Source organism: Paracidovorax anthurii (assembly GCF_003269065.1).
Taxonomy (GTDB): domain Bacteria; phylum Pseudomonadota; class Gammaproteobacteria; order Burkholderiales; family Burkholderiaceae_C; genus Paracidovorax; species Paracidovorax anthurii.
This window is the reverse complement of record NZ_QLTA01000043.1, coordinates 29687-42291: the sequence shown is the minus strand read 5'-3', so window position 1 is coordinate 42291 and position 12605 is coordinate 29687. Positions and strand designations below refer to the sequence as shown.

Sequence of the window (12605 nt, the reverse complement as noted above, 5' to 3'; positions counted from 1 at the left end):
TCTCGCGGGCCGCGCCAACCTGATTTTTTTAAAGCCTGCTCCAGCACGCTCACTCCGTGCTGGTCAGGCTCGCTCCACTTGCGCCAGTACGCATAGACGTTGTGCCACTTGGGGAACTGCGGCGGCAGATAGCGCCACTGACAACCCGTGCGAAGCAGGTACAGCACTGCACAGAACACTTCGTACAGGTCCAGCTTGATCGGTTTGGTGCTGCGCCGAACGCTGCGCAGCAGCGGCTCGATCTCGGCAAACTTCTCTCTACTGATGTCGCTTGGGTATGGCTTTCTTTTCACCCCAGGATTGTCGGGGGAGATCGTAAACACGCTCTTAGAGACGCACCTGAAAACAGGCCTCCCTCCCGAGGCGGCGGATTGTGCCCACCGGTCTTCCAGGAAGTTTGTCAATTCGTGACATCGGCCGCGAACAGCGTGCGCGCCCCGGTTCGGCATTTCGGCCCCCCCTTCGCACCGGCGCCCATGCCATCTCCGCTTCCGGGATTTAGTGCGAATCCATGCACGCACAAGCCCTGACCCACAGGGTGGTTCCATGAAGATTCACAGCCCACGGTCCAGCAGCCCGCAACGAAGCACGGAAGAGAACCGCAACCCCGCCAGCCAGGAAGGTCCGCGCCCGGACGGCCACGGCAGTTCCGGGCACAAGGCCGAGCCCCAGTCGGCACTGCTGAAGAGAAGAAGCTTCAAGCTCAATGCGGAAATCAGCGAGGGGTTGAGGCTCAACGCCCGGCTTCCGTCCCTCGGGGACCGCCAGGCCGTTCCCTTCAGTCCCCGCTCCCTGCCGACCTCCACGCCATCCTCGACCCCGAGCCCCAGCCTCACGAGGACGAGCTCCTCGTACGACAGCCCGACGTCGAACCTCGCGTCCCTCCTGGACCCCACGACGCCCGTCCTGCGCGACGGGGCGTCGGACTCCTGGCATGCGCTGCGCTCCCTGGGCCATGAAAGGCGGCGCAAGGGCGAAATACGCTCGGCCACCTCCGACGTGGTCCTCAGCCCCCGCCTGGTGAAAGTGATCAGCCAGAACATCACGCGGCGCGACCTGCGGGAGAAGCTGGCGGCACTGAAGCCGGGCTCCGCGGAAGTCGGCAAGGGGTTCACCGCCGTGGCGCTGGAACGGCCGCGGAAGGGGTCTTCCGGGGCATCGCCGGGCCTGCGGCCACTGGGCGCGGGCGCCTCCGGAACGGCCTATGCCGTGAGGCTCTCGGAGAATTTCGTGCGCGACGGGAAGGATTTCGGGCGGGACTTCGTGTTCAAGGCGATGCTGTGCACCGATCCCGCGAATCCCATCCCGCGCCATCTGTACGACGCCCATGCCGACGACGCCCCCGGCCTGGCGGAGGCCATCGAGAACGAAAAGGCCAGGATCGGCAAGGAATACCAGATGGCCGCCTCGCTGGAGGACACCTCGCAGGTCATGCGGGTCTATGGCTTGGTCCAGATCGGCGACAAGTTCGGAATCCTCTCGGAAAAGATCGAGGGCCCGACGGTCCACGGCGTGATCGGCAAAGCCCACCGGGCCCTGGAAAGCGGCGCCGTCAGTCCCGGTGAATACCTCACCCTGGCGCGGACCATGGTCGCCGACGTGCTCATCGGGGCTTCACGCTTCGCGGACGAGGGCGTCGTGCACCAGGATATCTCGCACAACAACGTCATCTACGACGAAAACCAGAAGATGTTCCGGCTGATCGACATGGGCAAGGGGGACGAGGAGGGCGAGCCCAGCGGCATGGGCACCCCGGGCTACATCGATCTGCGGTCGGTGGCGGGCCACAAAAGCGATGTGTACAGCGCGGCCCAGCTGCTCGTGCACTTCTTGAAGTCGCCGGACTACCACATGGGCTTCATCGGACTCCATGGAGAGTCCTCGGTGGAGAAATTCCCCTTCATGGAGCCACTGAAAGCCTTGCCCTCGGAAAGCAAGGCGGAAATCGTTCAGTTCCTCAACCGCATGATCAAGGGGAATTCCGAGGAACGCGCCAGCGCGGAAGCCTTGCTGCGGGACCCCTTTTTCGGAGAACTGCCGCCCCGCGATCACACCCATGCGATCTACGGAAGATTGAGCCGGCCCGCGTCCTGAGAAAACCGATCCAGGAGAGGGGCATGGCCCCCAGGCTCAGCGCGCCGTCAGCGCATCGATGGCGCGCAGATCCTCCGGCGTCAGCGTGCCGGCGGCCTGCCGCAGTCGCAGCGTGCCCAGCAGCACGCTGTAGCGGGCCTGGGCCAGGTCGCGCTTGGTCTGGTAGAGCTGGCTCTGCGCGTTGAGCACGTCGATGTTGACGCGCACGCCCACCTGGTAGCCGAGCTGGTTGGCGTCGAGCGCGCTCTGGCTCGACAGCTCGGCCGCCTCCAGCGCCCGCACCTGGCTCTGCCCGGACTGCACCCCGAAGAACGCTGAGCGCGTGCTTTGCGCCACGGTGCGGCGCGCGTTGTCGAGATCGGCGCGGGCCTTGTCCTCCAGCGCGAGGGTTTCCTTCACGCGGTTCTGCACCGAAAAGCCCGCGAACAGCGGCAGCGTGAGCTGCACGCCCACCGTGGCGTTGCGCGTGCGGGAGTTGATGTGGGGCAGGGTCACCGTGCCGTTGGGGTTGCGCGCCACCGTGTAGCCCGCCTGCAGGTCCACGGTGGGCAGGTGGCCGGTCTCGGCCCTGCGCGTCTCCAGCCGGGCGACGTCGAGCGCGATGACCGCCTGCCGCACCTGCGGCTGCAGCTCCTCGGAGGTGCGCACCCAGGTGTCCACGTCGGCCGGGGCCACGGCCGGCAGCTGCACGGGCAGGGCCAACGGCAGGGGCGAGACCCCCACGCGGCCCACGACCTGCTCCAGCGCGAACTGCTTCACGCGCAGGTCGTTGTCGGCCGCGATCTCCTGCGCCACCACCAGGTCGAAGCGCGACTGCGCCTCGCGCGAATCGGTCACGGTGGCGTTGCCCACCTCGAAATTGCGCTGGGCCGAGGCCAATTGCTCGGAGACGGCCGTCTTCTGAGCGCGCACGAAGGCCAGCGTATCGCGCGCGGCCAGCACGTCGAAATACGCCTGGGCCACCCGCACGATCAGGTCCTGCCCCGCCGCGTCCAGCCGCGCCTCGGCCAAGTCGATGCCGCGCTGCCCCTGCTCGAAGCCGATGCGGTTGGCGGGGCGGTACAGGGGCTGCGATGCCGTCAGACCCGCACTCTGCTGCGGCGTGCCCAGGTCCAGCGGCGGGCGGTTCACGTCGGTGCGCGCGTACGAGGCACCCGCGGAGAGGCCCGCGCTCGGCAGCAGGCCGGCACGGGCCTGCTCCGCGCGGCTTCCGGCCGCGCTGGCCTCGGCCATGGCGGCCTGCAGCGGCGCGTCGTAGGCCCGCGCCATCTCCATCAGCGACGAGAGGCTCTGCGCATGGACGGGCGCGGCCAGGGCGGCCAGCGCAAGGGCCGCGGCCAGCGCGCGGAGCGGGGAGGGAAGAGGGCGGAGGAGGGGCATGGCGAACAGGCGTCCTTCAAGGAAAAAACCAGGGTTTTCTTCGATCGGCGGGCGCAGGGCGGCCCGCGCGATGCCGGCATGCCGGCCCATCGCGGGGGGCGCATTCGACGCCGGCCGGACCGGCGTTCAGTAGCGGGCCACGGAGGCGTCCCGCTCGTGCGACCAGGCGTCGATGCCGCCGGTGATGTTCGCCAGCCGCCGGAAACCCTGCTGCGCCAGGAAGGCCGCCACGCGCTGGCTGCGCATGCCGTGGTGGCACAGGCAGGCGATGGGGCGGTCGGCATCCAGCTCGCCGAGCCGGGCGGGAATCTCGCCCATCGGGATCGCGGCCACGTCGAACCCGCCGGCGCCGGGCGCGGGCTGTACGCTGGCGGTCTGCAGTTCCCAGGGCTCGCGCACGTCCAGCACCAGGGGCCGCGCTTCGTCCGCGTCGGTGGCGAACCATTGGTCAAGCTGGGCGGGACGCACGTGGTCGATCATGGAAGGGTTTCCTGTATCCGGAAAGAAAGGTTGCTCGTTCGCCAGGGACGCCGGTTCAGAAGGTGAAGCGCGGGCGCTCGGCGAAGTGCTGCAGGCGCGGCGCGTTGGTGTCCCAGGGGTAGGAGGTCTCGAAGCGGTCACCCGTGCGGCGCACGAAGGTGGCGCGCATCATCGGCTCGTTGCCCGTGATGGCGCCGAGGCGTCCGCCCTCGCGCAGCAGGGCGAGCAGGTTCTGCGGCACCTCGTACACCGAACCGCTCAGCACGATGACGTCGAAGGAGCCTTCCGGGATCGCGTCCAGCGCGCCGTCGGCCTGCCGCACCACGGCGTTGTGGATGCCGGCGCTCAGCAGGTTCTCGCGGGCGAACTCCACCAGGTCGGGCACGATCTCCAGCGACAGCACGTGCTCGGCGCGGTGGGCGAGCAGCGCGGCCATGTAGCCCGAGCCGGCACCGATCTCCAGCACGCGGTCGGTGGACTTGATCTGCAGGTCCTGCAGCAGGCGGGCCTCGACGCGCGGCGCCAGCATGCACCGGCCCAGGTTGCGTGCCTCTTCGGTGGAGGGGCTGAGCGGGATCTCCATGTCCATGAACGCCATGCCCCGGTAGGTCGGGGGCACGAAATCCTCGCGGCGCACGGCCGCCAGCAGTTCCAGCACGTCGGCGTCGAGCACGTTCCAGGGGCGGATCTGCTGCTCGATCATGTTGTAGCGGGCCAGCGTCACGGGGTCGCTCGCGTTGGCGGTCGTGTTGAGGGGGAGGGTCATGGGGGATTTCTCCGGTGCACGGGTCAGGACAAACCGTCGATTTTAGGCGGGCCGCCCTCGCGCACGCACAGGCCCGCCAACAGGTTGTCCACCTGCGCGTCGATGAAGCGCTGGGGGTCCATCTCGAGCGCATCCGGCATGCAGGGGCCCGAATGCCGCCACATCATCATGAAAACCAGCGGCGCCACGACGACATAGACGGAGCAGTCCAGGTCCAGAATCCGGAACTCGCCCCGGTCCATGCCGCGCTGCAGGGTGCGCCGGATGAGCCGGTGGCTCGGCTCGACCACCTCGGTGCGGTAGAACGCCGCGATGTCGGGAAAGTTGTGGGCCTCGCTCAGGATCAACTTGGAGATGCCCGAGGCCTTGGTGGAGCCGATGTGCTCCCACCAGAGCTGGTAGGCATGGCGCAGGAGCTCGGGGGTGCCGTGCGGATACTGCTCGATCTCCACGTCCCAGTCGGCGAAATGCCGGCCGATGTTGTGGCGCACCACCGCCTTGAACAGGTCTTCCTTGCTGGGGAAATAAAGGAACAGCGTGCCCTTGGAAACCCCCGCCCGCGCCGCCACCTCATCCACCTTGGTGGCGGCATAGCCTTTCTCCACGAACAGGTCGAGCGCGGCCTCGATCAGCTCGCCCGGGCGCGCTTCCTTGCGCCGGGCACGCCGGGGCGCCTCGGGCTCGGCAGGGTGGGGGGGGGATGCGTCGTGAAGCATATTAATGACTGACTGGTTAGTAATGTAGCAACCGCGCGCTCCAGCGTCAACGCACCTGAGCGGCTGCGCGCCATCGCGGCGCGGTGCCCGGGCGCCGTCGGCGGCCCTTTTTCCTGGTCTCTTTTTCAGCGAGGCGTTCCATGACTTTCGAAACCATCACCCTGGGCGGCGGCTGCTTCTGGTGCACCGAAGCCGTCTTCGACCGCGTGCGCGGCGTGACCGACGTGGAGAGCGGCTATGCCAACGGCCACGTGCCCCATCCCACGTACGAGCAGGTGTGCACCGGGTCCACGGGCCACGCGGAGGTCGTGCGGCTCACGTTCGACCCCGAGGCGATCACGCTGCAGGAGATTCTCGAGATCTTCTTCGCCACCCACGACCCCACCACGCTCAACCGCCAGGGCAACGACGTGGGGCCGCAATACCGCAGCGGCATCTACACCAGCCACGCCGGGCAGCAGGAGCAGGCCGAGGCCATGGTGCGCCAGATGTCGCAGGACCGCCTCTTCGGCGCCCCCATCGTCACCGAGGTCGCGCCGCTGGCCGCGTACTGGCCCGCCGAGGACTACCACCAGGACTATTTCCTGAACCACCCGGAGCAGGGCTACTGCGCATTCGTCGTGGGCCCGAAGGTGGAGAAGTTCCGCAAGACCTTCGCGCGCCACCTCAAGCCGGACTGATCCGGAATGCGGCCCAGGCGGGCCGCAGAAATCGCGTGGGCGGGAGCCGGCAGGCGCATAATGCAACCCGATTGCATTAATGGACGCCCGTTTCCTGCGCCCGCGCGGCACCGCCCCGTGGATCGCCTGGAGCGTGCGGCCCGCACCGGCCATGCCATCCACCTCATCCCCCCGTGCCCCCCGGCCCTCGGCCGCATCCACCCCCGCCACGCCACGCGCGCTGCCTGACGGGCTGCGCGCCACCCGCGCCACCCGTGCCGTGCTGGCGCTGATGGACAGCGACCCCGCCGTGGCGCGTTCCGGCACCGACGTCGTGGCGGCGCTGGAGCGGCGCGGGGTGTCGGTGAACCGGGTCACGGTGTACCGGCTGCTGGACCGCCTGGCCGTGGCGGGCCTGCTGGAGCGGCATGTCGACGGCCAGCGGGTGACGCGCTATGCGATCGCCGCCAGGGCGCCGGACCGCGCCGCGCCGCGCTTCGTGTGCGCCGACTGCCACCGCCAGTTCCGGCTCCCGGAGGGAGCCGCGCCCGTGCAGTCGGCCCTGCAGGAGGTGCTGCGGGCCCTGGCCTCGGCGGGCCACGAAGAGCTGGCCGTGGACATCGCGGTGCGCGGGCGCTGCGCCGGCTGCGCGCATCCGGAGAAGGGCGCGTGATCCGGGCACAGGGGCTGGCGTTCTCCCACGCTGGCGGCGCTGCCCTCCGTTTTCCCGACATGGACCTGCCCCAGGGCGGATGCCTGCTGCTGGGCGGCCCGTCGGGCTCCGGCAAATCGACGTGGCTGGCCCTGGCGGCCGGGCTGCGCACGGCCACGGAGGGACATCTGGAAGTGGCAGGGCAGGCGCTCGCGGGAGCGGGCCGGCTCGCCGGAGCGCGGCGCGATGCCTGGCGGGCGCGCCACGTGGGCTTCCTGCCCCAGGCCCTGCACCTGTCGCCCGCGCTCAGCGTGGCGGAGAACCTGGCGCTGCCGTATTTCGCCGCCGGCCTCGCGCGCGACGACCGCGCCATCGCGGCCGCGCTGGCGCGGCTGGACGTGGACGCGCTCGCCGCCCGCCGCCCGCACCAGCTCTCCGGCGGGCAGGCGCAGCGCGTGGCCCTCGCGCGGGCGGTGCTGCTGTCGCCCCGCGTGCTGCTGGCCGACGAGCCCACCGCCAGCCTCGACGACGATGCCGCCCGCGCGGCGCTCGGCCTGCTGACCGCCTGCGCGGCGGCATGCGGCGCCACGCTGGTGATCGCCACGCACGACCGCCGCGCCACCGACGCGCTGGGCCCCCTGCCGGGCACGCAGCGGCTCGATCTGGCCCCCGGGGCCTCCATGTCGCCGTCGAATCTATCTCATCAGCTATGAAAAATATAGCAAACGGATGGAGCCTGCCCCGGCTGGCCTGGCGCTACCTCTGGTCGCGCCCGCTGGCGGCGGCGCTGAACCTGCTGCTGCTCACGCTCGGGCTCGCGGCCGTCACGCTGGTGCTGCTCGTGGCCACCCAGGTGGACCGGGGCTTCGAGCGCGACGTGCAGGGCATCGACCTCGTGGTGGGCGCCAAGGGCAGCCCGCTGCAGCTCATCTTGGCGGGCGTGTTCCACATCGACGTGCCGCCCGGCAACATCGCGCTGCAGGATTTCGAGGCGCTGCGCAGCCACCCGCTGGTGGCGCAGGCGATCCCGCTCAGCCTGGGCGACAGCTTCGGCGGCTACCGCATCGTGGGCACCACGCCCGAGTACCCGGCGCATTACGGCATGCAGATCGATGCGGGCCGCCTGTGGGACAAGCCGATGGAAGCCGTGCTGGGCGCCACCGTGGCCGGCGCCATGGAGCGCGCGGCCCGAGGGCCCGAAGGCGGCGGCATGCCGGCGCCCGGGCCCGTGGGTCTGCTGGGGCGCAGCTTCGTCGGCACCCATGGCCTCGCGCCCGGCGGGCACGCACATGGCGACCATCCCTACTCCGTGGTCGGCACCCTGCGGCCCTGCGGCTGCGTGATCGACCGGCTGGTGCTCACATCGACCGAATCGGTCTGGATGGTGCACGAGACCGCCCAGGCCGACGACCCCGAGGACCTGGAGATCCTGCGGCAGGAGCGCGAGGTGACCCTGGCCCTGGTGCGCTACCGCAGCCCGCTCGCGGCGGTGACGCTGCCGCGCTACATCAACACCAGCACCCCCATGCAGGCGGCCGCCCCGGCCGTGGAGATCACGCGCCTGCTGCGCCTGCTGGGCGTGGGCGTCGAGGTGCTGCGCGCCTTCGGCGCCGTGCTGCTGGGGGTGGCGGCCCTGAGCGTCTTCATCGCACTCTGGAACGCGGTGCGCGAGCGCCGCGCCGATCTGGCCATGCTGCGCATGCTGGGCGCGCCGCCCGCACGGGTGGGCGGGCTGCTGCTGTGCGAGGCACTGTGGCTGGCGCTGATCGCGTCGGCCCTGGGCCTGGGCCTGGGCCACGCGCTGGCGGCGGTGGTGGGCCAGATGCTCGCGGCCCAGAACGCCATGCCCGTGACCGGCGCCCTCTGGCTGCATGGGGAATGGTCCATTCCCGGCCTGGCCGTGGCCGTGGCCGCCCTGGCCGCGCTGCTGCCCGCCCTGCAGGCCTACCGCGTGGACGTGGCCGAGCTGCTGGGGCGCCCCTAGGGGCGCCCCCAGGCCCTCGTCCGGTTGTCCTTTTCCTTCTTTTTTTCTTTTCCGTTCCCTTCTCAACCTTGCCTGAAAGGATGCACACCATGCACCAACCCCGCCGCCTCGCCTTCGCACTCGTCCTGGCTCCCTTGCTCGCCCTGGGCGCCCTGGCGGCCCACGCGCACGACGACAAGGACTCCGCCCATGGCGACAAGGAGATCCAGGCCGACATCCAGCGCCACCGCGCCATGGCCAGCGCCCACGAGGCCGCGGCGAAATGCCTGGAATCGGGCAAGGGCCACGACCAGTGCGAGAAGGAACTCCAGGCCGCTTGCAAGGGTCTGGCCATCGGTAAATACTGCGGCATGAAGCATCAGCACTGACCGGACTGCATGGCGCGGCCGGCCGTTATGCCATGCCGCGCCCCCCGGTCGGCTTCGATCTTCCCCACCCCACCCGATGGTTTGCCCCTCTGCACCGTATCCCGGAGTGTTCCGATGAAATCACCGAGCCTGGCCTGGATCTGCGCCCTGGCGTGCGCGGGCGCCTGGGCCCAGAGCCCATCGGCACCCAAGGCGGACGGCAATGGTGCCGTCCTGTCGTCGCCGCTGGGCGGCGGCGCGCTGCCCGGCGGCAGCGGCCCGGGCTACCACAGCCCGCAGAGCCCCATCAAGCCGCTGCCCCAGCGCGATGACGTGGTCCCCTGGTCCACGCTCACCAACCTGACCAAGAAAACCCTCAAGACCCGCGTTGCCCCGGTCTTCAACGCCGAGCAGAAGGCGCTCGACGGCAAGGTGCAGCGCATGCAGGGCTTCATGGTGCCCATGGATGCCAGGCCGCTGCAGCGGCACTTTCTGCTCACGTCCGTGCCGCTCACGTGCCCGTTCTGCATCCCCGGCGGCCCCGAAAGCATGGTGGAGGTGAAGGCCTCCGTGGCCGTGCCGTATTCGCTCGAACCCATCGTGGTGCAAGGCGAATTCAAGACCCTGGGCAACGATGAATACGGGCTCTTCTACCGCATGGTCAATGCCGAGCCCGTGAAGTGACGTGACCCGGCCCGCTCCCATGCCCCGCCTTTCCACGGCCACCTCCCTGCCGGCTGCGCGCCGGCAGCGGCGCGCCCGCACGCTCGCGCTGTGGATGTGGCTGGCGATGGCACTGGTCCTGGCCCCGGCACTGGGCCGGGTGCACCAGGTGGTGCACGGGCCCACGGCCGGCGCGGTGCAGGCCATGGACAGGGCAGGGGGCCACGGCGGGCACGCCCATCCGGCCGGCGTGCTGGAGGCCTTGTTCACCGGCCATGCCGGCAACGACTGCCACCTGCTCGACCAATCGCTCTTCGGTGACGCGCTGCCGCCGGCCCTGCTGCCGGCCCCGGCGCCGGGCGTCGTGCCCGCGCCGCCGGACCTTCCCTGGACGGGCATCGGCGCACGCCCGTCGCGCACCTTCCTGGCACGCGCGCCGCCGGGCTCCGCCCGCGCCTGAACACGCCGGGCCGTGGGCCGCTTCGCAGCGGCCCGGCCGGGTTTTTCGTTCTCCGGTTTTTCGTTCTCCTTTTCCGCTTCCTTTTTTCTCTCAGCGCCTGCTGTGCGCGTTTCGCCCCGCTACGGCCGATGACCGGCCGGATTGCGGCGGCATTCGCCATGGCGGGCGTCCGGGCTGGCGCGCGGGTGTGCGCCGCCCGTCCGTTGTCCTCCATTTCTCTCTTCTCTCGTCGTTTGCCATGAACTCCCACCTTTCATCCCCTCCACGCCGCTCACGCCATACCGCGCTGCACCCGCTCGCCTGTGCCGTGCTGATGCTGCTGGCGTCCGGCGCACGCGCGCAGACGACCGAGGGCGACCCCTCCGGCCAGAAAACCCGCCTGCCCGAAGTGACCGTCACCGGCAACCCGCTGGGTGCGGACACGGTGGTCGCCCCTGCCACGCAGCTGTCCGGCGACGACCTCACGCTGCGCACCGAGTCCACGCTGGGCCAGACCCTGGACGGCCTGCCCGGCGTCAGCAGCACCTATTTCGGCCCCAACGCCAGCCGGCCCATCATCCGCGGGCTGGACGGCGACCGCATCCGCGTGCTGCAGAACAGCGGCGCCACGCTGGACGCATCCGCCCTGAGCTTCGACCATGCCGTGCCCACCGAGGCGCTGACCACCGAGCGCATCGAAGTGCTGCGCGGCCCGGCCGCACTGCTCTACGGCGGCAGCGCCGTGGGCGGCGTGGTCAACGTGATCGACAACCGCATCCCGCGCGAGCCACTCAACGGCGTGGACGGCAAGGCCGAGGCCTCGGCCGCCACCGGCAACCGCGAACGCGCGGGCGCCGCGATGGTGGAGGGCGGCAACGACCGCTTCGCCCTGCATGCCGACGTGTTCGACCGCAACACCGACGACGTGCGCGTGCCTATCGACCTGGCCTGCGAGAAACCCGGCTCGCCGAGCCTCGCGCGGCGCATCTGCAACTCGGCCAGCCACACGCGCGGCGGCGCACTGGGTGGCACGGCGTTCTTCGACCGGGGTTACCTGGGCGTCTCGGCCAGCACTTACCGCAGCAACTACGGCACCGTCGCCGAGGACGACGTGACCATCGGCATGCGCTCCAACCGCTATGCGCTGGACGGCCTGTGGCGCTTCGACACCGGCCCGCTGCAGAGCGTGCGCGTGCAGGCCAGCCACACCGACTACCGCCACACCGAATACGAAGGCAGCACGCCCGGCACCACCTTCCGCAACGGCGGCAACGACCTGCGGCTGGAAGCGCGGCACGCGCCCATCGGCAAACTGCAGGGCGTGGTCGGCCTGCAGACCGAGGTTTCGCGCTTCTCCGCCGAGGGCAATGAAGCCTTCGCCCCGCGCAGCCGCAGCGCCAGCACCGCGCTCTTCGTGCACGAAGAGCTGGGCACCGACTGGGGCAAGCTCACCTTCGGCGCCCGCACCGAGCACGACACGGTCGAATCCTTCGGCAGCCCCGGCATCGACCGCTTCGCCATCGGCAAGCACGACTTCAACCCCTACAGCGCCGCCCTGGGCGCGCTCGTCAACCTCACGCCCGCGTGGCAGCTGACCTCCAACCTCTCCTACACCCAGCGCGCGCCCAAGGACTACGAACTCTTCGCCAACGGCCCGCACGTGGCCACCGGCGCCTGGGAGACGGGCAACCCCAACCTGGGCCTGGAAAAATCCACCAGCCTGGATGTGGGCGCCGCCTGGAAAAGCGGCCCGCACCGCTTCGCCGCCACCGCCTTTGTGAGCCAGTTCTCCAACTACATCGGCCTCACGCCCACCGGCCTGCTGCGATCGGAAGAGGGCGACACCGTGCCCGCCGGCACCGACGGCGCACTGCCCGAATACCGCTACCAGGGCATGCGCGCCCGGTTCTACGGCCTGGAAGCCAGCGGCAACGTGCGCCTAGTGGGCGAGAGCGGCCTCGTGGCGCCATCGTCCCGCGTACTGGGTGATGGCTCCACGGTGGACCTGCAACTGCGCGGCGACATCGTGCGCGCCACCAACCGCGACACGGGCGAGCCCCTGCCGCGCATCGCCCCGCTGCGCCTGGGCAGCACCTTGCTGTGGGCCAGCGGCCCCTGGCGCGCCGGGCTGGGCTTCGACTATCTCGCCGCGCAAAACCGCGTGCCCGCCGACGGCACCCGCGCCACGGGCGCCTACACGCTGTGGAATGCATCGCTGGGGTATCGCACCCAGTGGCAGTTCGGGGCCAACCGGAGCAATGTGCTGTGGTACGCGCGGCTGGACAACATCACGGACAAGCTGGCGTACAGCGCGACTTCGATCCTGACGACCACGGCGTTCCCGAAGGCGCCGTTGCCGGGGAGGAGTTTGAAGGTGGGGGTGAAGGTGGAGTTTTGAGGGGGTGGGGCGTGCTGGGGAGGAACT

The 12605-nt window shown here is 70.2% G+C and carries 14 protein-coding genes; 9 read left to right on the top strand and 5 right to left on the bottom strand.

Annotated features, from left to right (window positions below):
• Positions 1 to 293, bottom strand: a 293-nt coding sequence (locus AX018_RS18265) for a transposase (protein ID WP_245951673.1), incomplete at its 3' end; no start/stop codon positions are given.
• A 253-nt stretch (positions 294 to 546) separates the two neighbouring features.
• On the opposite strand from AX018_RS18265, the gene xopAU reads away from it, so the two are divergent.
• Complete coding sequence (gene xopAU / locus AX018_RS18260; RefSeq protein WP_111880189.1) at positions 547 to 2094, top strand: serine/threonine protein kinase; 1548 nt, start codon at positions 547 to 549, stop codon at positions 2092 to 2094.
• Between the two features lie 36 nt (positions 2095 to 2130).
• On the opposite strand, the gene AX018_RS18255 is transcribed toward xopAU, so the two are convergent.
• The 4 genes from AX018_RS18255 to AX018_RS18240 all read right to left on the bottom strand — a co-directional run bounded on the left by AX018_RS18255 (position 2131) and on the right by AX018_RS18240 (position 5436).
• On the bottom strand, positions 2131 to 3474 hold the full coding sequence (locus AX018_RS18255; protein WP_111880196.1) for a TolC family outer membrane protein: 1344 nt from the start codon (positions 3472 to 3474) through the stop codon (positions 2131 to 2133).
• Positions 3475 to 3600: 126 nt separating this feature from the next.
• Positions 3601 to 3954 carry a rhodanese-like domain-containing protein gene (locus AX018_RS18250; protein WP_111880187.1) on the bottom strand — a complete coding sequence of 118 codons (354 nt, stop codon included), beginning with the start codon at positions 3952 to 3954 and terminating at the stop codon, positions 3601 to 3603.
• A gap of 55 nt (positions 3955 to 4009) precedes the next feature.
• Complete coding sequence (locus AX018_RS18245; RefSeq protein WP_111880185.1) at positions 4010 to 4720, bottom strand: protein-L-isoaspartate O-methyltransferase family protein; 711 nt, start codon at positions 4718 to 4720, stop codon at positions 4010 to 4012.
• Positions 4721 to 4743: 23 nt separating this feature from the next.
• Positions 4744 to 5436 carry a TetR/AcrR family transcriptional regulator gene (locus AX018_RS18240; RefSeq protein ID WP_111880182.1) on the bottom strand — a complete coding sequence of 231 codons (693 nt, stop codon included), beginning with the start codon at positions 5434 to 5436 and terminating at the stop codon, positions 4744 to 4746.
• Between the two features lie 140 nt (positions 5437 to 5576).
• Here AX018_RS18240 and msrA point away from each other — a divergent pair, with 140 nt between their 5' ends.
• The 8 genes from msrA (at position 5577) to AX018_RS18200 (ending at position 12578) form a co-directional block, all read left to right on the top strand.
• The gene (gene msrA, locus AX018_RS18235; protein WP_111880180.1) at positions 5577 to 6116 is read left to right on the top strand and encodes a peptide-methionine (S)-S-oxide reductase MsrA; all 540 of its coding nucleotides are present in this window, start codon (positions 5577 to 5579) and stop codon (positions 6114 to 6116) included.
• Positions 6117 to 6348: 232 nt separating this feature from the next.
• Positions 6349 to 6768 carry a transcriptional repressor gene (locus AX018_RS18230; protein WP_245951675.1) on the top strand — a complete coding sequence of 140 codons (420 nt, stop codon included), beginning with the start codon at positions 6349 to 6351 and terminating at the stop codon, positions 6766 to 6768.
• Positions 6765 to 7460, top strand: a complete 696-nt coding sequence (locus tag AX018_RS18225; protein WP_111880175.1) for an ABC transporter ATP-binding protein — start codon at positions 6765 to 6767, stop codon at positions 7458 to 7460. Before AX018_RS18230 ends, AX018_RS18225 begins: the two co-directional genes overlap by 4 nt.
• A complete protein-coding gene (locus AX018_RS18220; RefSeq protein WP_111880173.1) occupies positions 7457 to 8731 on the top strand; it encodes an ABC transporter permease in 1275 nt (424 codons plus the stop codon). The genes AX018_RS18225 and AX018_RS18220 overlap by 4 nt, the downstream gene beginning before the upstream one ends.
• Before the next feature lie 89 nt (positions 8732 to 8820).
• Positions 8821 to 9099 carry a hypothetical protein gene (locus AX018_RS18215; protein WP_111880193.1) on the top strand — a complete coding sequence of 93 codons (279 nt, stop codon included), beginning with the start codon at positions 8821 to 8823 and terminating at the stop codon, positions 9097 to 9099.
• 114 nt (positions 9100 to 9213) lie between these two features.
• On the top strand, positions 9214 to 9762 hold the full coding sequence (locus AX018_RS18210; protein WP_111880171.1) for a hypothetical protein: 549 nt from the start codon (positions 9214 to 9216) through the stop codon (positions 9760 to 9762).
• A gap of 19 nt (positions 9763 to 9781) precedes the next feature.
• A complete protein-coding gene (locus AX018_RS18205) occupies positions 9782 to 10201 on the top strand; it encodes a hypothetical protein (protein ID WP_245951671.1) in 420 nt (139 codons plus the stop codon).
• A 238-nt stretch (positions 10202 to 10439) separates the two neighbouring features.
• A complete protein-coding gene (locus AX018_RS18200) occupies positions 10440 to 12578 on the top strand; it encodes a TonB-dependent receptor (RefSeq protein ID WP_111880166.1) in 2139 nt (712 codons plus the stop codon).
• Positions 12579 to 12605 lie beyond the last annotated feature (27 nt).